The sequence below is a fragment of the Arcobacter sp. YIC-80 genome, from assembly GCF_044841725.1.
Taxonomy (GTDB): domain Bacteria; phylum Campylobacterota; class Campylobacteria; order Campylobacterales; family Arcobacteraceae; genus Arcobacter_B.
In genome coordinates this window covers 147664-174041 of record NZ_JBJBSI010000007.1, presented here as the reverse complement: position 1 = coordinate 174041, position 26378 = coordinate 147664, and the positions used below count along the sequence as shown (strand labels likewise).

23 protein-coding genes are annotated in these 26378 nt (G+C 28.6%); 20 read left to right on the top strand and 3 right to left on the bottom strand.

Features of this window, described 5'->3' with window-relative positions:
- Genes ACH5BK_RS10810 through ACH5BK_RS10800 form a run of 3 tightly spaced genes read right to left on the bottom strand, consistent with a single transcriptional unit; the run spans position 1 to position 3643 of the window.
- Entirely contained in the window at positions 1-1263 is a 1263-nt protein-coding gene (locus ACH5BK_RS10810) for a serine hydroxymethyltransferase (protein WP_404303645.1), read from the bottom strand.
- Positions 1264-1318: 55 nt separating this feature from the next.
- Positions 1319-2842 (bottom strand): lysine--tRNA ligase, encoded by a 1524-nt coding sequence (gene lysS / locus ACH5BK_RS10805; protein ID WP_404307262.1) that lies wholly within the window; start codon positions 2840-2842, stop codon positions 1319-1321.
- Between the two features lie 9 nt (positions 2843-2851).
- Positions 2852-3643 carry a CvpA family protein gene (locus ACH5BK_RS10800; RefSeq protein WP_404307258.1) on the bottom strand — a complete coding sequence of 264 codons (792 nt, stop codon included), beginning with the start codon at positions 3641-3643 and terminating at the stop codon, positions 2852-2854.
- Positions 3644-3745: 102 nt separating this feature from the next.
- Between ACH5BK_RS10800 and ispG the strand changes: the two genes are divergently transcribed.
- The 20 genes from ispG (at position 3746) to ACH5BK_RS10700 (ending at position 26374) form a co-directional block, all read left to right on the top strand.
- Positions 3746-4807, top strand: coding sequence for a flavodoxin-dependent (E)-4-hydroxy-3-methylbut-2-enyl-diphosphate synthase (gene ispG / locus ACH5BK_RS10795; RefSeq protein ID WP_404307256.1), 1062 nt, complete (start codon positions 3746-3748; stop codon positions 4805-4807).
- A complete protein-coding gene (locus tag ACH5BK_RS10790; protein WP_404307254.1) occupies positions 4807-6252 on the top strand; it encodes a replicative DNA helicase in 1446 nt (481 codons plus the stop codon). The genes ispG and ACH5BK_RS10790 overlap by 1 nt, the downstream gene beginning before the upstream one ends.
- A 76-nt stretch (positions 6253-6328) precedes the next feature.
- On the top strand, positions 6329-6739 hold the full coding sequence (locus ACH5BK_RS10785; protein WP_404307252.1) for a prepilin-type N-terminal cleavage/methylation domain-containing protein: 411 nt from the start codon (positions 6329-6331) through the stop codon (positions 6737-6739).
- 141 nt (positions 6740-6880) lie between these two features.
- Positions 6881-9601 (top strand): SLBB domain-containing protein, encoded by a 2721-nt coding sequence (locus ACH5BK_RS10780; RefSeq protein ID WP_404307250.1) that lies wholly within the window; start codon positions 6881-6883, stop codon positions 9599-9601.
- Position 9602: 1 nt separating this feature from the next.
- Positions 9603-10550: a Wzz/FepE/Etk N-terminal domain-containing protein gene (locus ACH5BK_RS10775; protein WP_404307248.1), complete on the top strand. Its 948-nt coding sequence runs from the start codon at positions 9603-9605 to the stop codon at positions 10548-10550.
- Positions 10531-12669: a YjbH domain-containing protein gene (locus tag ACH5BK_RS10770; protein ID WP_404307246.1), complete on the top strand. Its 2139-nt coding sequence runs from the start codon at positions 10531-10533 to the stop codon at positions 12667-12669. Before ACH5BK_RS10775 ends, ACH5BK_RS10770 begins: the two co-directional genes overlap by 20 nt.
- A gap of 66 nt (positions 12670-12735) precedes the next feature.
- Positions 12736-13050, top strand: coding sequence for a hypothetical protein (locus tag ACH5BK_RS10765; RefSeq protein ID WP_404307244.1), 315 nt, complete (start codon positions 12736-12738; stop codon positions 13048-13050).
- A gap of 154 nt (positions 13051-13204) precedes the next feature.
- Positions 13205-14584 carry a phosphomannomutase/phosphoglucomutase gene (locus ACH5BK_RS10760; RefSeq protein WP_404307242.1) on the top strand — a complete coding sequence of 460 codons (1380 nt, stop codon included), beginning with the start codon at positions 13205-13207 and terminating at the stop codon, positions 14582-14584.
- A gap of 2 nt (positions 14585-14586) precedes the next feature.
- Entirely contained in the window at positions 14587-15420 is an 834-nt protein-coding gene (galU, locus tag ACH5BK_RS10755) for a UTP--glucose-1-phosphate uridylyltransferase GalU (protein WP_404307240.1), read from the top strand.
- An 82-nt stretch (positions 15421-15502) separates the two neighbouring features.
- Entirely contained in the window at positions 15503-16717 is a 1215-nt protein-coding gene (locus tag ACH5BK_RS10750) for a glucose-6-phosphate isomerase (RefSeq protein WP_404307238.1), read from the top strand.
- Positions 16718-17746 (top strand): SDR family oxidoreductase, encoded by a 1029-nt coding sequence (locus ACH5BK_RS10745; RefSeq protein ID WP_404307236.1) that lies wholly within the window; start codon positions 16718-16720, stop codon positions 17744-17746.
- Between the two features lie 23 nt (positions 17747-17769).
- Positions 17770-19017 (top strand): Vi polysaccharide biosynthesis UDP-N-acetylglucosamine C-6 dehydrogenase TviB, encoded by a 1248-nt coding sequence (gene tviB, locus ACH5BK_RS10740; protein WP_404307234.1) that lies wholly within the window; start codon positions 17770-17772, stop codon positions 19015-19017.
- Between the two features lie 3 nt (positions 19018-19020).
- Positions 19021-19893 (top strand): glucose-1-phosphate thymidylyltransferase RfbA, encoded by an 873-nt coding sequence (gene rfbA, locus ACH5BK_RS10735; protein ID WP_404307232.1) that lies wholly within the window; start codon positions 19021-19023, stop codon positions 19891-19893.
- Complete coding sequence (gene rfbB / locus ACH5BK_RS10730; RefSeq protein WP_404307230.1) at positions 19886-20929, top strand: dTDP-glucose 4,6-dehydratase; 1044 nt, start codon at positions 19886-19888, stop codon at positions 20927-20929. Before rfbA ends, rfbB begins: the two co-directional genes overlap by 8 nt.
- Complete coding sequence (locus ACH5BK_RS10725; RefSeq protein WP_404307228.1) at positions 20926-21999, top strand: DegT/DnrJ/EryC1/StrS family aminotransferase; 1074 nt, start codon at positions 20926-20928, stop codon at positions 21997-21999. The genes rfbB and ACH5BK_RS10725 overlap by 4 nt, the downstream gene beginning before the upstream one ends.
- A gap of 1 nt (position 22000) precedes the next feature.
- On the top strand, positions 22001-23194 hold the full coding sequence (locus tag ACH5BK_RS10720) for an acetyl-CoA carboxylase biotin carboxylase subunit family protein (protein WP_404307226.1): 1194 nt from the start codon (positions 22001-22003) through the stop codon (positions 23192-23194).
- Between the two features lie 2 nt (positions 23195-23196).
- Entirely contained in the window at positions 23197-24150 is a 954-nt protein-coding gene (locus ACH5BK_RS10715; protein ID WP_404307224.1) for a hypothetical protein, read from the top strand.
- Complete coding sequence (locus ACH5BK_RS10710; RefSeq protein WP_404307222.1) at positions 24147-24995, top strand: formyltransferase family protein; 849 nt, start codon at positions 24147-24149, stop codon at positions 24993-24995. Before ACH5BK_RS10715 ends, ACH5BK_RS10710 begins: the two co-directional genes overlap by 4 nt.
- A gap of 47 nt (positions 24996-25042) precedes the next feature.
- Positions 25043-25231, top strand: a complete 189-nt coding sequence (locus ACH5BK_RS10705; RefSeq protein WP_404307220.1) for a hypothetical protein — start codon at positions 25043-25045, stop codon at positions 25229-25231.
- Between the two features lie 21 nt (positions 25232-25252).
- On the top strand, positions 25253-26374 hold the full coding sequence (locus ACH5BK_RS10700) for a hypothetical protein (protein WP_404307219.1): 1122 nt from the start codon (positions 25253-25255) through the stop codon (positions 26372-26374).
- Positions 26375-26378: the final 4 nt, after the last annotated feature.

Sequence of the window (26378 nt, the reverse complement as noted above, 5' to 3'; positions counted from 1 at the left end):
TTAGTAAGTAGACTGATTATAAATAACAAACTTGTTAGCTAAATCTTTTAATTCAGCTTTAACAGTAGTTTGAAGATCAGTATTTTCAATATCATCTAATACATCAGCAATTTTATTAGCTATATATTCAAACTCTTGCTCTTTCATTCCTCTTGCTGTTAATGCTGGTGATCCAATTCTAACCCCTGATGTTACAAATGGTGATCTTGTCTCACCTGGTACTGTATTTTTATTTACAGTGATACCTGCATTTTGTAATGCTGCATCTGCATCTTTTCCTGAAAAGTCTTTATTTAAGAATGATACTAATACTAAGTGATTATCTGTTCCACCTGATACAATATCATATCCTCTTGAAACTAATACTTCTCCAAGTTTTGCTGCATTTGCTTTTACTTGCTTAGCATAGTCTTTCCATTGGGGAGCTAAAATCTCTTTAAATGCTACTGCTTTTGCAGCCATTACGTGTACAAGTGGTCCACCTTGTAATCCTGGGAAGATTGCTGAATTAATTTTCTTAGCAATATCTTCATCATTTGTCATTATCATACCACCTCTTGGACCTCTTAAAGTCTTGTGAGTTGTAGTTGTAACTACATCTGCATAAGGGAATGGTGATTGATGTTCATTTGCTGCAACAAGTCCTGCAATGTGAGCAATATCAGCAAATAAAATAGCTCCAACTGCATCTGCAATTTCTCTAAACTTAGCAAAATCAATCTCTCTTGCGTAAGCTGATGCTCCACAAACAATGATTTTTGGTTGAGTAATCTTAGCAATTTCCATTACTTTATCATAGTTAATTCTTCCATCTAATTCTACCCCATAGTAAAATGCTTGGTAGTTTTTACCAGAGAATGAAGGTTTAGAACCATGAGTTAAGTGACCACCATGAGATAAGTCCATACCTAAGATTTTATCACCTGCTTTTAATAATGCTGCATATACTGCACCATTTGCTTGTGAACCTGAGTGAGGTTGAACATTTGCATAGTTACATCCAAAAATTTCACAAGCTCTATCAATAGCTAATTGTTCAGCTTTATCTGCGAATTCACATCCACCATAATATCTTTTGTATGGATAACCTTCTGCATATTTATTAGTAAATACAGAACCCATTGCTTCCATAACTGCTGGTGAAGTAAAGTTTTCACTAGCAATCATTTCTAAGTGTGTTGTTTGTCTTTCTAACTCTTGCTCAACGATATCAAATATCTCTTTATCTGCTGTCTCTAAGTTTGCGCTTGATATGTAGCTCATAGTACTTCTCCTATATATTTATTCACTCAATTATTAAAAATGAGTATTTTAGCTTTTAATTTTCTTCTTCACTGTGAAGATCAATTTCATGTTTTATTGGTTTCATCGCTGGGAATAATAATACATCTCTAATTGAGTGCTCATTTGTAAGCATCATAACTAGTCTGTCAATTCCAATTCCTTGACCAGCACAAGGTGCCATTCCATAAGATAATGCATTTACAAAATCTTCATCCATTTCATGTGCTTCATCATCCCCACCAGACTCTTTTGCAGCCATTTGACCTTCAAATCTTTGTAGTTGATCTAATGGATCATTAAGTTCTGAAAAGGCATTTGCTATTTCTTTTCCAGCAATAAATAATTCAAATCTATCAGTTAAGTGTGGCTTTTCATCACTTCTTCTAGCAAGTGGTGAAATTTCAACTGGATATTCTGTGATGAACGTTGGGTTGATAAGTTTATCTTCTACATATTCATCAAATAGTTCACCTTGAAGTTGTCCTAAATTCATAGCTTCATTTACTTCTAAATTTTTTTCTTTCATGAAAGCAATGATTTTATCTTTGTCTTCTGTAATATCAGCTGGAACACCACCAATAGTTGTAAGAGATTCAATTAATGGAACTTCACTAAACTTAGTAAAGTCAATTTCTAAATCTCCATAAGGTAAAGTTGTAGGTAGTTCTAAATGCTCAAATAAAAACTCAAAATACTCTTTTGTAAGTTCAATTAAATCTTTATATGTTTTATAAGCCCAATAGAACTCAATTGACGTAAATTCAGGGTTATGTGTTGCATCCATACCTTCGTTTCTAAAACATCTATTTATTTCAAATACTGCTTCAAATCCACCAACAATACATCTTTTTAAATATAATTCAGGGGCAATTCTTAAAAATCTATCAACTCCAAGTGAGTTATGATGAGTAACAAATGGTTTTGCATTTGCTCCACCTGCAATTGGGTGCATCATTGGAGTTTCAACTTCTAAGAACCCTTTATTTTCAAAAAATCTTCTAGTTAAAGAAATAACTCTTGATCTAATATGGAAAGTTTTTCTTACTTGTGAGTTCATAATTAAGTCTAAATATCTTTGTCTATATCTTAACTCTTTATCTTGAATACCATGGTATTTTTCTGGTAATGGAGAAATGGCTTTTGTTAATATTTTTAAGCCATCAACGTGAAGTGATAACTCACCTTTACCTGTAATAAATGGATATCCTGATACTTCAATAATATCTCCAACTTCTACAGTTTTTTTGAAAATATCATTATAGAATCCCTCAGGAAGATTATCTCTTGCTACATAAATTTGTAAAATACCTGATTCATCTTCAATTTTAAGAAATGAAGCCTTACCCATTAGTCTGAAAAATTTAATTCTTCCTGCAACTGTATAATGTCTATTTTCATCTCTTTTATCTTCATGATTAAAAATATCAGCATTTACATTTAAATATTTACTAATAGTTGTGTTTCTTTCACTGTTATTTGCATAAGGATTAACTCCTAAATCTCTTAATTTATCTGCTTTTTCAATTCTTTGTTGTATATATTTATTTTCAAACAATATAAAATCCCTTTATTTATTTTCTTCTGTATTTTCTGTATCTGCTATGCTTTTAAGTTTTTCTTTTGCTGTGTCTATTTGCTCTTTTGTATCTTCTTTAGTCTCTTCAAATGATTTCTCAACTTTATTGATAATCTCTTTTTCAACAGTTTGTTTAACATTATCTACTGTTTCTTCAACACTTTTAGTAACTTCTTTTTTAGTTTCTTCTAATGCTTCTTGTACTTTTTGTGATGTTGGTTTTCCTTGAGATGAAGTAACTTCTTTTGTAGTTTCTACAACTTTATCAACTGCTCCACCAACTGAATTTGTTATTGTTGTTGTATCTAATTTGATGATATATGAACCAACACTTATTAAATGTGGCATTACAATAGAACTTTTTGTTTTATCATCAATAGCCTTTTTAAATGACTCAACTTGATATAATGCATAAGCAATAACAGAGAAAATTAGGAAAATTTTTCCTGCTCCAAAAATAAAACCAAAAATTCTATCAAATATTCCTAGCCCACTAGCATTAAATATTTTACTTACAATCATTCCTAAAAGATAAACAAGAACCCAAAATCCTATAAGTCCTACTATAAAACCTATTAATTTAATAGTTGTTTCATTTTCTAAAGCTAAAAATGGAGCTATTAAGTCTCCGATATCTTTTGAAATTCTTGAGGCAACAAAAATTGCACCAATAATTCCAATAATTCCAAAAACTTCTTTGATAAGACCTCTAAAAAGCCCTTTAAGACCTAGTACTAAAGTAATACCAAGTATTACCATATCAAAAATAGTAAACTCTTGCATAGATTTCCTTTACATAATATGCGATAGTATATCTAATCAATTCATAAGAAAACTTTAAAAAGTTTTTGTCAAAATTTAATCTTTTTTAGATAAAATCCTTTTATGATAAAAAGATACCCAACAAAACAAATAAAAGTAGGAAATGTACTAGTTGGTGGTGATGCACCAATTCCTGTACAATCAATGACATTTACAAAAACAAGTGATGTTAATGCAACTGTAGAACAAATAAGAGCTTTACATTTTGCAGGAGCTGATATTGTGAGAGTTGCAGTACCTGATATGGATGCTGCTAATGCTTTAAAAGATATAAAAAGTCAAGTTGACTTACCTTTAGTTGCTGATATACATTTTAAATACAAACTAGCATTAAAAGCAGCAGAAGTAGTTGACTGTATTAGAATTAATCCAGGAAATATAGGTGATAAGAAAAGAGTAGCGGAGGTTGTGAAAGCTTGTCAAGAAAGACAAATTCCTATTAGAATTGGAGTTAATTCAGGATCTTTAGAAAAACAGTTTGAAGATAAGTATGGACAAACTCCTGAGGGAATGGTGGCAAGTGCTGATTATAATATTAAGTATTTAGAAGATTTAGGTTTTACAGATTTAAAAGTATCATTAAAAGCAAGTGATGTTCAAAGAACAGTACAAGCTTATAGAATGTTAAGACCTATGAATAATTATGCTTTTCATTTAGGAGTTACAGAAGCTGGGACTCAATTTCACTCAACAATCAAATCTTCGATTGCATTAGGTTCACTTTTACTTGATGGTATAGGAGATACTTTAAGAGTTTCTATGACAGGTGAATTAGAAGAAGAGATTAAAGTAGGAAAAGCAATTTTAAAAGATGTAGGAATTGCAAAAGAGGGACTAAATATTGTATCTTGTCCTACTTGTGGAAGAATTGAGGCTGACTTAGTAAGTGCAGTAGCAGAAATAGAAAAAAGAACAAATCATATAAAAACACCTTTAGATGTTTCTGTTATGGGATGTGTTGTAAATGCAATTGGAGAGGCAAAAAGTGCTGATGTGGCTATTGCTTTTGGAAAAGGAAGTGGTTTAGTTATGAAAAGAGGTGAAATCTTAGCTAAACTAAAAGGTGATGAACTAATAAATAAGTTTGTTGAAGAAGTTGAACTTGAAGCACAAAAAAGAAAATAATGGATAGTGTATATAGTATAAATATAGAAAGAGCTGTATTAAGCTCTATTTTATTTAATCCAGATGAACTAGAAGAAATTTTAGGAGTTTTAAAAGCAAAAGACTTCTATCTTCCTGCTCATCAAAAAATTTATGAAGTAATGATAAAACTTCATGAAGAAGATATGCCTATTGATGAAGAGTTTATTCGAAAAAGACTTGATCAAAAAGAAGTAGATGATTCTATTTTAATAGAAATACTTTCTGCAAACCCAATTACAAATACAATTGCTTATGTAAAAGAGATAAAAGATGGTTCAATAAAAAGAGAGTTGTCAACACTAGCAACTACTATTAAAAAAGTAGCAATCGAAGAAGAAATACCTGCAAATGATGCTTTAGATACTATTCAAGGTGAGTTATATAAAATTTCAACTGATAGTGCTACAAGTGAATTAAAAGATATGCATGTTATTACAGGTGATACACTTTCATATATAAAAAGAATGAAAGAACTTGGAAATACTCATCTAATAGGTGAAACAACAGGTTTTGATGCACTTGATAGAAGAACAACAGGATTAAATGAAGGAGATTTAGTAATTATAGCTGCAAGGCCTGCGATGGGGAAAACTGCCGTTGTTTTAAATATGGCTTTAGCAAATGTTGAAGCTAATAAAGGTGTTATTTTCTTCTCACTTGAAATGCCTGCTGAACAACTGATGTTAAGAATGCTAGCAGCTAAAACTTCTATACCTTTACAAAATTTAAGAAAAGGTGACTTAGATGATAGACAATGGTCTAATTTAAGTGCAGCTTTTGATGATTTAAATACTAAAAAACTATTTGTTGATGATGGTGGGAGTATTAATATTAATCAATTAAGAGCAAGAGTAAGAAAACTTGCTCAAAATGAAGATAATAATATTTCCTTAGTTGTGATTGACTACTTACAGCTTATGCAAGGTACAGGAAATAAAGATAGACATCAAGAAGTTTCTGATATTTCAAGAGGACTTAAGATGTTAGCAAGAGAGATGAAAATACCTATTGTTGCTCTTTCTCAGTTAAATAGAGGTTTAGAAAATAGACCTGATAAAAGACCTATGTTATCTGATTTAAGAGAGTCAGGAGCTATCGAGCAAGATGCAGATATTATCATGTTTGTTTATAGAGATGATGTATATAAACAAAGAGATGAAGCCAGAAAAGAAAAAGAAGCAAAAGATAAGGGTGAAGAATATAAATCTAATTTTGTTGATAAGCCTGTTGAAGAAGCTGAAATAATTATAGGTAAGCAAAGAAATGGTCCTATAGGTACTGTAAAACTTGATTTCCATAAGGCTTTAACAAAATTTGTCGATAAACCAGATGATAACTATCATGGTGCTCCTGTAGAAGTTGTATTTGAAAATGTAGCTGATGTAGAAAAAGAAACTAATGTGGATGTTCCTGATATACTATAAAAATATAATTAATTTTATTATAATTTAAACTAACAAACAATATAATCTTTTATATTACTTTATAAAGGATTATATTATGAAAAATGCATTCTCTTTACTTGAATTGATTTTTGCAATTTTAATCATTGGAATTATTGCTTCTGTAGCTGTTCCAAAGTTTATTGACTCAAAAGATGAAGCTTTAGCTTCAACCATAAAAAGAGATATTGTAAGTGCAACAACTGCTATTCAAAGCTATGCTATGCTTGATGATAATTTATCAAATATTAATCAGGCTATTGTTTTAAGTAAAGCAAATTGGACTGTTGTTTCAAGTAAAGCTACTTTTAAAGAAAACAGTAAAACTTGTGTCACAATTGAAGTAAAAACAGATGATTCTGGAAGTAAAACCTTAAAAATTGATATTGATGATACATCAACAGGTTCTGTATGTCAAAAACTATTAAGTGATAAATATGGAATAGAAGATATTGATTACAAATTATAGTCTTTTAAAAGAGTAAATAAATCCACTTTTTTATCTAAAAAAGGTAAGGGTTTATTTACAATAAAAACTCTATTTCCTCTTAATGAAAACTTTTATCATTTTATGATAATATATCCCTAAAAAATTTACGAGGAATCTTTAATGAAGGTTATATACAGTTTACTACTTATGTGTAGTGTTTTGTTTTCAGCTACACTAACACCTACTCAACTGGAACTAGCAAAAGCAGCTGGTTATAGTGAAAGTGATATCAAAAAAGAATTATTAAAAAAAGATAATTCAAAACAGAAAGTTCAAAAAGAACAAATTATTGAAAATGATATTGAAATAGATGAAAAAAATAGTAAGCTAAAAGAAGAAAGTGATAAAGTTAAAGAAAGTGACGAAACTAAAGAATCTGAAAATAAATATTTATCAGAAGAGAAGTTAGATAGATTTGCTTCATTATTTTTTAAAAATAAGAATAAATTAAACCCTTATAGTATTCCAACTCCATCAAACTATACTCTAAATTATGGGGATAAAATATCACTTAAAATTTATGGTGGTGCAAATGAAGATTTTGTTTTAGATGTAAATAAAGATGGTAATATCAATATTCCTCAAGTAAAAGAATTAAAAGTTATAGGTCTAAATTTTCAAGAAGCAAAAAAACTTATAAAAGAAGAGACTAAAAAAGCATACCCTAATAGTACAAATATTTTAGTTGATATTTCAGAATTTTCATCTATTCAAGTTACTATTTCAGGATTAGTAAATGCACCTGGACTTTATAACCTTTCGTCATTTTCTACTATAAAAGATGCACTTATTTCAAGTGGTGGCATTTTAGAAAATGGCTCATATAGAAATATTTTACTTAAAAGAGCAGGTAAAATTTATAAATCATTTGATTTATATTCTCTTGTAAGATATGGAGATGCAAGTAGTGATACTATCTTAAAAAATGGTGATATTATTTTAGTAAAACCTATTAGCAAAGAGATTAAACTAACAGGTGATGTAAACTACAATGCAATTTTTGAACTAAAAAAAGGTGAGGGGTTTAGAACCTTATTTAATTTTGCAGCAGGTTTTAAAGCAAAAGCAAACCAAAATGCAATAAGTCTTAAAAGATATGAAAATGATACTATTAAAGTTTATACTTTAAATAAAGAAGAACTATATAGATTTACTCCAAAAAATGGTGATGAAGTTCATGTATACTCTACTAGTATCTTAGGTGCAAATCTAGTTAAAATATCTGGAAATATTATAGCACCTAGTGAAAAAGAACTTCCAACTGATAATAAATTATCAACACTTTTAAAAAATGAACTAAAACAATTTGGAGAAAATGGATACTTTAAAGAGGATACAAACTATAATTTTGCAGTTATAAAAAATGACAATAGCATAAAAGGTTTCAACCTTAAAAATGTACTTACTAAAAAAGAAGATCATACTATTAAAGCAGGTGATGAAATCACTATTTTTAAAAATTCAGATTTAAAAGAAAAACCTTACATTTATGCAAAAGGTGAAGTTGTAGATGACAGTAAAAGAAAGTATGACTTTTATGATGGGATGAGTGTTGCTGATCTTTTTGGTTTAGTGAAATTTAATAGTGAAATTTTTGAAGAAGTTGAAAAAAATAGTAATCTTTCAAAAAATGATGTTTTAGATGAAGATGGTAAGCTAAGAAAAGCTGTAAGAGTTGATAAAACTAAAGTTCAAATCACAAGACTTCATGAAAATAAAAAATCTACTTTTTTAGTAAACTTAAGAGAAAACAAAAATTTTAAACTTAAAAAATATGATGAAGTAAGATTTTTCGATTTTTCTGCTGTAAATGATAAAATGAGTGCAACTATAAAAGGTGAAGTATTTATTCCTGGTACTTATGATATAAATGAAAATACAACTATAAATGATATCGTAAATATTTCAGGTGGACTTACAAAAAAAGCTTTAAAAGCTAGATTTGAAGTAGTTAGATATTATACAGAGGATTATCAACGAAAAAGAAGAGTTTTAGCTTTAGATATGAATAAGGCTTTAAATTTAAAAATTAAAATCTTCCCAGATGATGAAATTACTATTTTTCCAATAGCAAATTGGAATGATAAAAAATATGTAAATATTAAAGGGTTAGTTAGATATCCTGGTAAATATGCAATAGAAGAGGGTGAAAAACTTTCAAGTGTGATTTTAAGAGCTGGTGGGTTTTTACCAAACGCTTTTGTCGAAGGTGCAGTATTCACAAGGGAAGAAGTTAGAGAACTTCAAGAAAAAAGACTTCAAGAAACACTTGATAGACTTGGAAATCAAGTTCTTAAAGCTAGTACATCAAGTGAGAGTTTAGGTGAAGAAAAAGATGAAACATCAAAAAAACTTCAGGCAATTAAGCAACTCGAAAATGAAGCAAAAAGAAATAAACCTATAGGAAGAGTATCTTTAAATCTATATTATGATTTAAATAGATTTAAAAAATCACCTTATGATATAACTTTAAAAGATGAAGATACTTTATATATTCCATCTATTAGTGACACAGTATCTGTTGTTGGAGAAGTTTTAAATCAAAATACTTTTGTATTTAATAGTGATTTAGATACAGATGATTATTTATCAAAGGCAGGTGGTGTAACTGAACTTGCAAATGAAGATTATATATATATTGTTAAAGCAAATGGTGAAACAGTAAAATATGAATCAAATTATTTTTGGGGTAATGATAAGAAAATATTCAAAGGTGATACTATTGTTGTTCCTATGGAGTTTGATATGTTCTCTGATATGAAATTTGCAAAAGATGTATCAAGTATTCTTTATCAGTTTGCTATTACAGCTGCTTCACTTAAAACAGTAGGTGGTATCTAGAATGAGTGAGAATAATAGTGTGAATAATCAAGCTTTATACATAGAAGAAGATGAAATAGATTTAAAAGAGCTTTTTAATACTATTTTAAAATATAAATACAAAATATTATTTTTTGTATTTATAGTAACTGCTATTACGTTTATATATGTTTTAAGTATCCCAAATTCATATAAATCAAGTGTAGTCTTGTCTCCTCAAAGTGAACAAAAATCAGTTGGAGGAGGTTTGTCATCTTTAGCTTCTTTAGCAGGTGTTAGTCTTGGTGGAGCAAGCTCTAAAGATCCAGCTGTTATGATGCAAACAGTTTTAGGAGATTATAGTTTTAATGAAATGATGATAGAAAAATATAAACTTACTTCAAAGCTAGAGAGTCAAAAGAATTTAGTATTTGCTTTAGGTCTGGATACTGTTTATAATATTTTTAATTCAAAAGATGACAATACAGAAGATAAAAGATCAAAAGAAGAAAAAATTTACTCAACTATAAATACTTTGAATTCAGTTCTTTCTATTTCAAGCGATAAAAAATCAGGACTTATTACATTAAGTGCTGAACTTCAAGATAGATATTTAGCAAAAGAGCTAGTAGATATATATTTAAAAGAGATAGTTCTTAAGGTTAGAACTTCTGATATGAAAGAAATAGATGAACAAATCAAATATTATAATAAAGAATTGAGTTCAACTTATGATGTATCTTTAAAAGAACAATTAAGTAAGTCTTTATCAGGACTATATCAAAAGAAAGTATTTTCTCAAGCAAATGACTATTACTTTGTATCAAAAGTAGTTGATAGTAGAGTATCTTATATAAAAGAAAAAAGTAAACCTAAAAGAGCTTTAATACTTGTTGTGTCTTTCGTTACTTCTTTTATTCTTGGTATTTTTTTAGTATTTTTTTATGAGTTTATAAGAAGTGAAAAAACTGATGAAGTTAAAAACTCTTAGCTTCTTTCTTTTAAGTGCAAACTTACTTTTTGCAGTTAAAACTCCTGAAAATATTACAGGTACATATAGTGGTAATACAGGTGTTTTTGAAACACCAAATGCCAGAATCATGAAAGATTGGTCTATGAGGCTTTTTCTAAATGAAGATAAACCTTATAGATATTATGGTGTTACAGCAACACCTCTTCCTTTTTTAGAAGCAAATTTTCATATGACACAAGTATCTGGAGTTGATGGTTTCTCTGATAGTGAGGGATATGGAAGTTATAAAGATAAATCTTTAAGTGTAAAAATTCTATTGAAAAAAGAAGGAGAATTTACTCCTTCTTTAGCTATTGGTGCTGATGATATTTGGGGTACATCTTTATATACTTCAAAGTATATAGTAGTAAGTAAAAATATAGGTTATTTTGATATTTCACTTGGATATGCAAAAGGACGACTTGGAGGTGAAGATCTTAAAAAATATGAATCCTCTTCATCTGATAATTCAGGAAGTTTTGATAATAACTCTATAAATTTTCTAAAAAATACAGATTGGGGTGGAGGTAAACCCTTTGGCTCAGTTGTTTTTAATGCAACTCCTTCTTTTTCATTCATGGCAGAGTATGCACCTATAAATTATAAAAAAGATAAAGTGAATCCTTATACTGTAGGTGATTATGAACTTCCAAAGTCAAAGTTTAATTATGGATTAAAATACAAATATAGCAATAACTCTATTTTAAATTTATCATACCAGAGAGGAAATACCATATCCTTTGGATATACCTATCAATTTGGCTTTGATAGAACTGGTATGTTTGATCATATTCCTGATCCAAAATGGAAAGCAGATAATGAAAAAAAAGCAGAATATAAAAATCTAAATGAAAAAGAGTTGTCAGATAAATTATCAAAAGAAGTAGCAGCCGAAAAATTTAAGTATGTAAAAACAGCTGTAAATGACAATAGTATTTGGACAGAAATAGATAACCCAAGATATTATAATGAGTTAAAAGCAGCAGGTCGAGCAATCTCAACTATAGATGAAGTCGCACCTAAAAAGTATGATACTATATATCTTACTTTAAAAGATCAAGAAATCAAAAAGAAAACAATCAAAGTAAATAGAGCTGAATTTGATATGTATGAAAAGCAAAAAGTAAGTGATTCTTATATGAAAGATGCAATTGTTATTTCAAATGATATTGATGGTATGTATGAAAAATTTGCAAAAGGAAAAGATTTATATATAAGTGATTCTATAAATAAAAAAGGTTTTACCTATAGTTTTCAACCAAAGGTTAGAACTGTATTAAATCATAAAGATAAACCCTTTGCTATGAAGTTAACACTTAGGGCAAAAGCAGGTTATGAATTTAATGATAACTTTAGTTTAGATACTTCTTTTGAACAACCTTTTTATCACACTGGAAAAAATCTTTCTAGTGAGCCTCTTGAAAATGATAGACTATCTCTAAGAAGTGATATAACTAAACATTTTGTGTATAATGACACACAAATGTCATATTTAAATTTAGGATATAAAACTAATGCTCCTTTTGATTCTTTGTTTAAAGTGGATTTAGGATATTTAGAATATGCTTTTGCAGGGGTAGATGTAGAATGGTATAAACCTCTATTTGATGAAAAATTAGGAATAGGACTTCAATATCAATCTGTTTATAAAAGAGAAATCGAAGATATGTTTGCTATAAAAGATGATTATAGATATGATGCAAAGTTTTTAAATATATATTATCTTCTAAATCAAAAATATGATTTACATTTAGGAGCAAAAGTTGGTCAGTTTTTAGCAGGAGATAAAGGTATAAAGTTTAATATTGAAAGACATTATAAAAACTTTACTTTAGGAGCTTATGCTACTGTAACTGATTCAAGAAAAGTTTTTGAAAATGAAGAAAATAAAGGATATATCGATAAAGGTATTTATTTGATAGTTCCATTAGAAGTATTTACATATAAAAATCTAAAGAAAAGAGTTTCATTTGGTCTTAGCCCATGGACAAGAGATGTTGGGCAAGTTGCTGGAACATTTAATTCTTTATTCCCTATGAATAGTAGTGAAAATAACACACAAATTATGAAAAAGTACATAAATAATCTAAGGGAATAAAAGAAAATTTTTATTTTTAAAAAAATTATGGTAGAATAATGCAAAATTAAAAAAAGGATATTTTTTATGAAAAAATTATTATCAATTGTTTTCGCTTCTTCTTTATTTGTAGCTAGTGCAGTAGCTCAAACTTCTGGTGCAGCTGGTGCAGGTGCTGGAACAGGTGCCGGTTCTGCTGGAGCAGGTGCTGCGGGTGCTGGAGCTAGTGGAGCAGGAGCAGCTGCTGGTGGAGCTGCTGCCGCTGGTGGAGCTGCTGCTGGAGCAGGTGTTGGAATTGGTGCAGCTACTGCTGCCGCAGCTGCCGCAGCTGCTGGTATTGCTGCTGCTGTAGCAGGAGATGATAATACAACTCCTTCTCACTCTGCAACTTCTCACCATTAATCAGAGTTAAGAAACCCATTATTGGGTTTCTGCTTTTTTTAACTTAAACTTTTGTAGAGAATTAAACTGCAAAATTTATACTAATAACTTAAATAACGCTTTATAAAAACTTAGATATACTTCCTTCAAAATATAAATATATAGGAAAATAAAAATGCCTGCATCAATTTTCAGGGAATATGATATAAGAGGTATCTTTGAGAAAGAACTAAACGAAGATATAGTAAAAAAAATAGGTTTTCATCTAGCAAATAAACTAAAACAAAAAGTATCAAGTGCTAAATACATGGCTGTTGGATATGACGCAAGAACACATTCACCTATTCTTAAAACTTGGCTTAGTAGTGGTATAAATAAAGCAGGACTTGAAGTACTTGATATGGGACTTGTTCCAACACCTGCAAACTATTTTTCAAACTATATAAAGTTTGAAGAAAAGCAAGTTGATGGTTCTGTAATGATTACAGGTTCACATAATCCACCTGAATATAATGGTTTTAAAATCACTCTTGATAAAGCTCCTTTCTTTGGAGAAGAGATTTATGCTCTTGGAAGAGAAATTTTAGAAGATACTCAAACTATAGAAGATAATACTAAAACTATAAATATAAATGCAAAAGATAAATATATAGATTATATAGTAGAACATTTTTCAAACCTAAACTTAAAAGATAAAAAGTTTATTTTTGATTGTGGAAATGGAGTTGCAGGTGTTGTTTTAAGAGATATTCTTAACAGACTTGATATTTCTTATGATATTTTATATGAGGAACCAGATGGAACCTTTCCTAATCATCATCCAGATCCAAGTGATGAATCAACATTAAAAGATATAAAAGAAAGTTTAGCTACTGGTGAATATGACTTTGGATTTGCTTATGATGGAGATGCAGATAGAATAGCACTTTTATCAAAAAAATATAACTTCAAAGGGGATATTTTAGCTATTTTCTTTTCACGATTTATAGATAATCCTACAGTTATTGGTGAAGTAAAATGTAGTCAAATTATGTATGATACTATCAATACTTATGGAAAAGCTGTGATGTATAAAACAGGTCATAGTAATCTAAAAGTAAAAATCAAAGAGTTAGAAGCTTCTTTTGCAGCTGAAGTATCAGGTCATCTTTTCTTCAATGATAGATATTTTGGATATGATGATGCTATTTATTCTACATTTAGAGCTTTAGAACTTATTTCTGATGGTTTTAATTTTGATAAAGAGTATGAGGCTTTACCAAAAGTATACAGCACAGATGAGATAAATATCGCAGTAACAGAAGATACAAAATTTCCTTTAGTTGAGAAACTAAAAGCTTCACTTGAAAATCCACCAAGTTTTATGCCAAAGATAAAAGATATTATTACAGTTGATGGGATAAGAGTAAACTTCGAAGATGGATGGGGATTAGTTAGAGCTAGTAATACTACTCCAAAACTTGTGACAAGATTTGAAGCAAAATCTCAAGAAAATGCAAAATTATATGAAGATTCACTTATGAGACTTTTTGAGCAAATAAAAGAAGAGGTATAAAAATGATTAAAAAATGTTTGTTCCCAGCAGCAGGTTATGGTACAAGATTTTTACCAGCTACAAAAGCAATTCCTAAAGAGATGTTGCCAGTTCTTACAAAACCACTTATTCAATATGGAGTTGAAGAAGCATTAGACGCAGGATGTAGCACTATTTCAATAGTTACATCTAAATATAAAAAAGCCATAGAAGATCATTTTGATACAAATACTGATATAGAAAACTCAATAAAAGGTTCTTCAAAAGAAGAACTTTTAAGTGATGTAAATAAGATTATTGAAACTACAACTTTTTCTTATACTAGACAACTAGAAATGAAAGGTTTAGGTCATGCTATCTTAACAGGTGAAACTCTAATCGGAAATGAACCTTTTGCAGTTATATTAGCTGATGATTTGTGTGATAATACTACTAGTGAAGGTTCAGTTTTAAAACAAATGATAAAACTATATGAAAAATACCAGTGTTCGATAGTAGCTATAGAAGAAGTACCAAAAGATAAAACAGATAAGTATGGTGTAATTGATGGTGAACAAATAGATGAAGGTATTTTTAGAGTATCAAATATGGTAGAAAAACCAGAACCAAAAGATGCTCCTACAAACCTAGCAATAATAGGAAGATATATCTTAACACCTGATATTTTTGATATTTTAAGAGATACAAAACCAGGAAAAGGTGGAGAGATACAAATAACAGATGCCTTACTTGAACAAGCAAAACAAGAAAAAGTGATAGCTTATAAGTTTAAAGGGAAAAGGTTTGATTGTGGAAGTGTAGATGGCTTTGTGGAAGCAACTAATTATTTTTATAATAAAACAAAAGAAGTGAATTAATCAACTTCTTTTTAAGTTGTAACAAAATAATCTTAGAGTATAATGTTAGTTAAAAATTAAATTGCCAAGAGGAAACTAGTCTTTGAAATATGAAAAGAATTTCTATCAAATCAAGTCAAACAATGAGATTTTTGAAAAGATAGTAGAAGAGAAAAAAAGTATAGGTTACTATAGCCTACCTTATCAAGATATTTCAGAGATATTAAGTTTTTCAAAAACTGTAAATCAAAAAAATATAGTAGTAGTAGGTATAGGTGGAAGTAGCTTAGGAACTTATGCAATAAATAGCTTTTTAAGAAATAAAGCAAATGATAAGAAACTTCACTTTTTAGAATCAACAGATCCTCTGGAACTTAAAAAAAGAGTTTCATATATAGAAGATATAAATAATACTTTATTTATCATCATCTCAAAATCTGGTACAACAATAGAAACTATTTCAGTTTTTAAGTACCTTCATAGTTTAGTAAAGATAGATAAATCAAATTGTGTGTGCATAACAGAAAATGATAGTAAACTAAACTCTTACGCAAAAGCTAATGACATAAAAACTTTTGAGATTCCAAAAAATGTAGGTGGAAGATTTTCAGTATTTTCTCCTGTAGGACTTTTACCTTTATCTATAATGGGAATAGATATAGAAAAACTGCTAGATGGATGTAAAGAAGTAAACGAAAGCTTTTTTAAAAAAGAAGAGTATTTTGACTCTATCTTTGAAAAAGCTAGATTTATGGTAGAAAATAAAAACAGATTTAATATAAATGTAGTTTTTTCATACTCTTCTCTTTTAGAAGGCTTTAATAAATGGTATATCCAATTATGGGGTGAAAGTTTAGGAAAAGTAAATATTAATGGAACAAGACAAGCCCTAACTCCTATAGGACTAATAGGTCCAGTAGATCAGCACTCTTTTTTACAGCTAATTATGGAAGGTGTGAGAGATAAAACAGTTACATTTATAAAAGTAGAAGACTTTGAAGAAGAAACAGTAATACCTGACATATCAATTCCTCATTTAGAAGAGTTAGATTATATAAATAATATCAAGTTTAAAGACTTGATAAACATGCAAGCTGACTCAACTATAGAAGCTGTACAAAAGAGTGCTAACATCCCAACAGATGTGATTACAATAGAGAAAGTAGATGAATTTAATATAGGAAAACTTATGTATTCCTATCAACTATTAACATCAATAGTAGGAAGCTTTATGCAAATAGATACATATAATCAACCAGGTGTTGAAGAAGGTAAGATTATTTTGAAAAATAAGTTTAGAAATGAGGATGTGAAATAAATGAAATATCAAAAAATAAAAGAAAAACTACGAAGTAATCCAAAGACATGGTTAATCACAGGTTGTGCTGGATTTATAGGTTCAAACCTTTTAGAAACTCTTCTAAAATTAAACCAAAAAGTAATAGGTTTAGATAATTTTTCAACTGGTCATCAATATAATTTAGATGATGTAAGAAATTGTGTTTCAAATGAAGAATGGGAAAATTTTTCTTTTATTAAAGGTGACATTTCTGATTATGATACTTGTGATATTGCTTGTAAAAATGTAGATATTATCTTAAATCAAGCTGCATTAGGCTCAGTTCCAAGATCAATAGATAATCCAGTAGTATCAAATAACTCGAATGTAACAGGTTTCTTAAATATGTTAACAGCCGCAAAAGAAAATAAAGTTCAAAGATTTGTATACGCTTCATCTTCATCAGTTTATGGTGATAGTGTTGAACTTCCAAAAGTAGAAGAAAGAACAGGTAATCTTTTATCACCTTATGCTGTTACAAAATATGTAAATGAGCTATATATGAGAGTATTTTATAAATGTTATGGCTTTGAATCAATTGGACTTAGATATTTTAATGTATTTGGTAGAAGACAAGATCCAAATGGAGCGTATGCAGCAGTAATGCCAAAATGGATTTCTTCAATATTAAACAGTGAAGATGTTTTCATAAATGGTGATGGTGAAACATCAAGAGATTTTACATATATAGATAATGTTATTCAAGCGAATATTTTAGCAGGAACTACAACAAATAAAGAAGCTTTCGCTCAAGCATTTAACACTGCTGCAGGTGGAAGAGAAACACTAAACAATTTATATAATGCAATAACAAATGGTATAAAAGAAAAATTACCAGAACTAGAAGTAAAAGAAGCAATATATAGAGACTTTAGAGCAGGAGATATAAGACACTCAAATGCAAATATTAATAAAGCAAAAGAACTATTAGGATATGAACCAACTCATACACTTGAAACAGGCTTACAAGAATCAATAGCTTGGTATATAGAGAACTTAAAGAAATAAATATTAATTGGAGAGATAAATAAATGAATAAAATTTGTGTAATAGGTCTAGGATATGTGGGGTTGCCATTAGCCGCAGCATTTTCTTCAAAATATGATGTAGTAGGATTAGATATATATAGTGAGCGAATTGATGAATTATCACGTGCATTTGATAGAACATTAGAATTAAATGAATCACAATTGCAAGAAGCTATTGATAATGGTATAAAATTTACTTGTAATATAGATGACATAAAAGATTGTAATACTTATATAGTAACAGTACCAACTCCAATTGATAAAAATAAAAGACCAGATTTAACTCCTTTGATAAAAGCAAGTGAAACTGTAGGAAAAGTTTTAAAAAAGGATGATATTGTTATTTATGAATCCACAGTTTATCCAGGAGCTACGGAAGAAGATTGTGTACCAGTACTTGAAAAGTTCTCAAATCTAACTTTCAATAAAGATTTCTTCTGTGGTTATTCTCCTGAAAGAATTAACCCAGGTGATAAAGAACATACAGTAACTAAAATTTTAAAAGTAACAGCTGGTTCAACTCCCCAAATAGGAAAAAAAGTTGATGAATTATATGCAAGTATTATAACAGCTGGTACTCACTTAGCTCCAACAATCAAAGTTGCAGAAGCAGCAAAAGTAATAGAAAATTCTCAAAGAGATATAAACATAGCATTTGTAAATGAATTAGCAATTATTTTTAATAAACTAGGTATTAATACAAATGATGTACTAGAAGCAGCAGGAACAAAATGGAACTTTTTACCATTTAAGCCAGGATTAGTTGGAGGTCATTGTATTGGTGTAGATCCATACTATTTAACACATAAAGCACAATCAATAGGATATAACCCAGAGATTATTTTAGCAGGAAGAAGACTAAATGATAATATGGGTATATATGTAGCTAATCAAGTAATAAAACTAATGATCAAAAAAGGTCATAAGATAGAAGGTTCTAATGTATTGATGTTAGGTATTACTTTTAAAGAGAATTGTCCAGATATAAGAAACTCAAGAGTAATAGATGTAATAGAAGAATTACAAGAGTTTGGATGTAATATAGATGTATATGATCCATGGGCAGATGTTGAAGAAGTAAAACATGAATATTCTTTAGATTTAGTAAAAGAAATAGATACTTCAAAATATGATGGAATAATATTAGCTGTTGCTCATGATGAGTTTAAAACTTTAGATTTATCAAATACTAACGATGCTGTTGTATTTGATATTAAATCTATTATTGATGACGTTGATGGGAGATTGTAAAATATGAAAGGAATAATACTAGCAGGTGGAAGTGGAACAAGACTCTATCCTATTACTAGAAGTATAAGTAAACAACTACTTCCGATATATGATAAGCCAATGATTTATTATCCATTATCTGTACTTATGTTAGCAGGTATAAAAGAAATACTTATAATCTCTACTCCAGAAGATATAAATAAGTTTGAAGAATTATTAGGTGATGGAAGTGATTGGGGAATAAAACTAGAATATAAGGTTCAACCAAGTCCAGATGGTTTAGCTCAAGCATTTATCTTAGGTGAAGAGTTTATTGGAGATGACTCAGTTTGTTTAATCCTTGGAGATAACATATTTTATGGGCAAGGATTTTCTCCTATGCTTAAAAAAGCTTCCTTATTAGATGAAGGTGCAGTTGTATTTGGATATCAAGTAAAGGATCCAGAAAGATTTGGTGTAGTTGAATTTGATAAAGAAAAAAATGCTATATCAATAGAAGAAAAACCTGAAAAACCAAAATCAAACTTTGCAGTTACGGGACTATATTTTTATGATAATAGTGTAATAGAAATAGCAAAAAATGTAAAACCATCTCATAGAGGTGAACTTGAAATTACTACTGTTAATGAAGAATACCTAAAAAGAGAAAAACTTCAAGTAGAACTTTTAGGTCGTGGTTTTGCTTGGTTAGATACAGGAACTCATGATAGCTTAATAGAAGCTGGTCAATTTGTACAAACAATCGAACATAGACAAGGTTATAAAATAGCTTGTCTTGAAGAAATTGCATATAATAATGGTTGGATAACAAAAGAAAAAATACTAGAAATAGCAAAACCACTTTCAAAAAATGGATATGGGCAATATCTAATTGATTTAGTGAGAAATGATGTTTAATAACTATAATAAAACTATACTTGTAACTGGATGTGCTGGATTTATAGGTGCAAACTTTGTACCATACTTTTTAGAAAAATATGAAGATTACAATATAGTTAATTTAGATCTTATAACTTATGCAGGAAACTTAGAAAACCTTAAAGAATGTGAAGGTAATCCACGATATAAATTTATACAAGGTGATATTTGTAATAGAGAATTAGCAGAATTTATTTTTAATGAATATGATATTAGAGGTGTTATTCACTTTGCAGCTGAATCTCATGTAGATAACTCTATTAAAAATCCAGGAGTGTTTGTAGAGACAAATGTAAATGGTAGTTATACTTTAGTAGATGTAGCAAAAAAATACTGGATGAATAAACCATTTGAATATAAAACTGAATATGTTGATTGTAGATTCCATCATATTAGTACAGATGAAGTATATGGAACACTAAGTGATGATCCAAATGACCTTTTCACAGAAGGTACACCTTATGCACCAAATTCTCCATATTCTGCTTCTAAAGCATCAAGTGATATGATTATTAGATCTTATGTAGAGACATTTGGAATGAATTGTGTTATCACAAACTGTTCAAATAACTATGGACCAAAACAACATGATGAAAAACTTATTCCTACAATTATAAGAAATGCCTTAAATAATAACCTAATTCCAATTTATGGAGATGGAAAGAATATTAGAGATTGGTTATATGTACTAGATCACTGTAAAGGGATAGATATAGTTTATCATACAGGTAAAAAAGGTGAGACATATAATATAGGTGGAAGAAATGAGAGAACAAATTTACAAATAGTAGATAGAATTTGCACTATTCTAGACCAAGAAGTTCCAAAAGCTAATAATTCTTCATATAAAGATTTAATTACATTTGTGGAAGATAGAGCAGGTCATGATAGAAGATATGCTATTGATGCAACTAAGTTAGAAAATGAACTTGGTTGGAAAGCTGATGAGAATTTTGATAGTGGGATTGTTAAGACTATTGAGTGGTATTTGAATAAATATGGAATAAATAAATGATAAACGTAACAAAAACATATCTTCCAAGCAAAGAAAAATATAAAAAATACATAGATGAAATCTATGAAAATGCATGGTTTACAAACAATGGTCCTCTTGTTCAAAGACTTGAAAAAAGACTTGCCAAGTATCTTGGAGTAAAAAATATTATATTAGTTTCAAATGGTACAGTTGCTCTTGAAATAGCTTATCGAACACTTGATATAAAAGGTTTTGCTATAACTACTCCCTTTAGTTTTGTAGCAACGACTAGTTCTCTAGTGACAAATAATATCTTACCAATATTTGTAGATATAGATAAAAACACATTTAATCTTGACTCGAAAAATATAGAAAAACTTATCACTCCAAACACATCAGCTATAGTTCCTGTACATGTATTTGGAAATGCTTGTGAAGTAGAAGAGATAGAACAAATAGCAAGTAAACATAAATTAAAAGTAGTTTATGATGCAGCACATGCTTTTGATGTGAAATATAAAAATAAAAGTGTATTAAATTATGGAGATATCTCAACTCTTAGTTTTCATGCAACAAAACTTTTTCATAGTATAGAAGGTGGAGCTTTAATAATAAACGATGATAATCTTGTACAAAAAGCTAGATATCTTATAAACTTTGGTATAGAAAACCAAAAATCAATACCACATCTAGGAACAAATGCAAAGATGAATGAGTTTGAAGCAGCTATGGGCTTATGTGTACTAGATGAAATAGAAAACATAAAAAACAGTAGAAAAGAAGTATATGAGACTTATCAAAAAGAACTAAAAAATTTGCTAGAGTTTCAAGAGCAAAATGAAAATGCTACGCAAAGCTATAGCTATTTTCCTGTAGTTTTCAAAAGTGAAGAAGAACTTTTAAAAGTACAAAAAGCTTTAAATGAAGAAAAAATATTTCCAAGAAGATATTTTTATCCATCACTTGATAGTCTCGATTATATAGAACCAAAACAGATGTGCAAAATATCAAGAGATATAAGCAAAAGGATACTTTGTTTGCCTATTTATGCTGAATTAGAAAAAGATGTTCAAAATACTGTTATTAAAACTATAAAGGAAAACTTATAATATGCAAAAAAGAATACTTTTTTTAGGTGGTTCTAAATTTCAAATTCCACCAATTAAATATGCAAAAGAACAAGGTCATTATGTAATAACTTGTGATTATTTACCTGAAAATCCAGGACATAAATTTGCAAATGAGTATCACAATGTTAGTACTACAGACAAAGAAGCTGTATTAGAATTAGCAAAAAAACTCAATATTGATGGAATTGTTGCTTATGCTTCTGATCCTGCAGCTCCAACGCAAGCATATGTAGGAAATAAACTTGGGCTTCCTTCAAATCCCTATGAATCAGTAGAAATATTAGCAAGAAAAGATTTGTTTAGGAATTTTTTAGAAGAACATAATTTTCTAGTACCTAAATCAAGAAGCTTTTATAACTTAGAAGATGCAAAAGATTGGCTTGATGAACTTACTTTTCCAATTATTGTAAAACCTGTTGATTCTTCAGGTAGTAAAGGTGTAACTAAAGTTGAAAAAAAAGAGGATGTTAATAATGCTTTTGAGTATGCTCTAAGTTTTTCAAGAGAAAAGAAAATTGTATTGGAAGAATTCTTTGTAAGAGATGGATATCAAGTTGCAGGTGATGGATTTGTTGTTGACGGTATTTTAGTCTTCAGATGTTGGGCAAATGAACACTTTGATAAATTATGTAATCCATTAGTTCCTATAGGTGAAAGTTTTCCTTCTATTATGAATGATTATACTTTAGAACAATGTCATAGTGAAACCCAAAGACTTTTAGATTTACTTAATTTAAAAATGGGTGCATTAAATTTTGATTTTCATTATAATAAAAATGGAGATTTTTCATTTCTAGAGCTTGGTCCTCGTAATGGAGGAAATCTTATTCCTGAGGTTATAAAATACTCTACAGGAATTGATTTAGTAAAATACACAGTAGATTCAGCTTTGGGCTTAGATTGTAGCGATTTGATTATGAGAGATACAAAAGGATTTTATTCTAGTTATATGTTACATTCTATAACGGATGGAATAGTAAAAGACATTTGGTATAGTGATGAAATAAAGAAAAATATTATAGAAGAAGTCATTGATGTAAAAGTTGGTGATAATGTTTATAAGTTCGATGGTTCAAATCATACATTAGGAACAATGATAATGAAATTTGAGACAAAAGAAGAGATGCTTGAAAAGATGGATAATATGGAAAAATATTTAAAAGTGATTGTATAATAATGAAAGAAATAGGCGGATACTTTGAACTAGAGTTAGCAAAAGCTTTAGAGTACTATGAAAACTTATTAAAACTAAACAGTGGAAGAAATGCTTTTAAATATATTCTAAAAGCACAAAAAACAAGTAAAGTTTATATTCCAAACTATATATGTGATAGTGTTGTAGAACCACTTGAAGAATTAAATATAAAATATGAATTTTATAACATAGATGAAAACTTTGAAATAATCCAAAATATAATACTAAAACAAGATGAAAAGCTTTTTTATGTAAACTATTTTGCACTAAAATCAAGCTACATCAAAAATCTAGTAAAAAAATATAGCTCTAATTTGATAATAGATAATACACAAGCGTTTTTCGAAAAGCCTATTGATAATATTGATACTATATATAGTCCTAGAAAGTTTTTTGGTGTAAGCGATGGAGGATATCTAAGTACAAATAAATTTTTAGATAAAACCCTAGAAAAAGAAAAATCATATACTCACTCAATACAGCTTTTAGGACGAATTGATAAAAATGCAAGTTCATTTTATAATGATTATCAAAAAGCAGAACAAAGACTTATAAATCAACCTATAAAACATATGTCAAGACTTACACAAAAAATACTAGCTTCTGTAGATTATGAAAAAGTTCAAAAAAAACGAAAAGAAAATTTTGAGTATTTGCATAAAGAGTTAGGAAATATTAACCAATTAAAAATAGAAAACAATATTGATTTTGTACCGTTTGTGTATCTGTTGATGATAGAAGATAAAAGTTTAAGAGAAAAACTTATCAAAAATAAGATTTATATTGCTAAATATTGGAATGAAGTTTTAGAAAGAAAAAATATTTCAAGTGTGGAAAAAAACTTTGTAAATCAAATCATACCTTTACCTATTGATCAGAGGTATAATTTGGAAGATATGAATAGAATAATTAAAGTTATAAGAGAGAAAAAATGAAAAAGAAAAAAGTAGTATTTATTGGAAATCGACCAAAGATATTAGAAGAATTATTGAAAAATAATGATTTAGAAGTTATAAAAGCCTTCGTAATTGAACAGCCATTAATTGAAAATGTAGAAAATTTAGATATAGAGCGATTAAATAGTGTGGGGGATAAAGACAGATTAATTAACTTTTTAAAAGATTCAAAATATGATATTTGTGTATCTGCTGGATGTTCTTACATATTACCTAGAAGCAAATTACCTTCATCTAGTGTATTCCTCAATTGTCATCCTTCAGTTTTACCATATGGAAAAGGTATTCACCCACTTAATGAGTGTTTTTTATCAGGCAACAATATTGCTGGTGCAACGATTCATTTACTTGTTGATAAATTAGATGCAGGAGATATTCTAAATCAATCAAGTTTTGAATTGACTGATGAAATTGATGTAAGTGTTTTATATGGATTTATATTTGATCTTGAAGCTGAGTTATTAAGTAAAACTATTATAGAAATTATAAAAAACAATATGGTAGTTGAAGCAATACCACAAAGGGGTGAAGTAACTTACTACTCAAGAGAAAAAGAAAAAAGAAAATTTAGTGCTAAAGATATTACAGTTGATGAGTTTATTAGAAATACAAAAGCTTTTTCATCTTCTAATTTAGGAGTATATCTTTTAACTGATACACAAAAAATATTAGCTTTTTCATCAGAAAAAATTAAAAATAATTTTATATTAAAAAGATATAAGAATATTGATAAAGGTAAAATAATTTTTCAAAATAATGATGTAATTTTAGTAAAACTTGAAGATGGCATAGTAAAAATTAATAAATTTCAAATAGATAGTTGAGAAAATAAAGGGATATAAAAGATACTCATAAACTACATCAAACAAAGATGGAGAATAAAAACAAAAAAAGTGAAGATTATGATTTGTTCTATTATAATGAACTTGATGAAAGTAAAAAGCTAGTATCAAAATACATTGTAAAATATTTTATATCAAAATATCCACCATTTAGTCAATATATTGAGTATCAAAAATATGACTTAGATGGTAAACTTTTAGAAGAAAAAAGAATTTAAAAAATAAAAAAGAGAGATAAATTGAACATGGCAGATTATCATCCTTGTGAATCAGAAGTATTTGGAATAGAAAACTATTCAAATCTTATAAGTAGTGATACTCATCTCGATGATATAAAAGATCATGTAATAAAAGAAAATTCAAAAATTCAATATAAAGATATCATTTTTGATGATATGGTATCTTTTCAAGAAGTTTTACAAGAAACCTCTATAGATATAAAATATATAGAGATTATTGGTTGTATATTTGCAAAAGATGTATTTATTGACAAAGAATTTGATAGTTTGACTTTAAAAAACTGTTGTTTTGAAGGTAAATTTTATATAAACTCTCAATACAACAATCCTAGTGAGGCATTTAAAATAGATACATTAGGTATACAAGATACTAAATTTCATGCAAATTTTAAGCTTCATAACTGTGAGATAAAAAACTTCACTCTCAAAGATACAGATTTTGAAAAAAATGCAGACTTTTTCAAATCAAAATTTTTGACAAGCAAAGATATAGTTTTTCATGCTATAAACTTTAGAGCTTTAGCTTTGTTTGGTGATACGGTTTTCAAAGAGCATTTACTTTTTAAGTATGTAACATTTGGTGGCTACAGCCATTTTAGACAAGCAGAGTTTCAAAAAGGTTTAAACCTTGAATATGCAAATATAGAAAAAGAGATGAATTTCTTTGGTATAAAAAAACTAGATGAAAAAGAATCTATAGCAAAAACCACACAAGAAACATATAGAACAGTAAAATACCAACTTCAAAAAGTAGGAAATATAATAGACTCAAACAAATACCATGCTTTGGAGTTGGAAAAGAAAAGACAAAAAGCTTGTGATAAGAGTTGTAAAGATTGGAGATTTTTAGCTGATTGTTTAGTTTTAAATATTCATAAACTATCATCAAGCTATTCTACAAATTGGATTTTAGCTTTAGGATGGATTTTTGTTATTGGAATTGGGTTCAATTTTTATCTGACACAAGAGTTTTTTAGTATGAATATATTTAAATATATTTCATTTCTGACAAATAAAGAAGACTTTAGTGCCAACTATTTAGCATTTGTTTCAAATAAAGTAATACTAGGGTATTTATACTATCAGTTCGTAACAGCTATAAGAAAAGATACTAGGAAGTGATAAA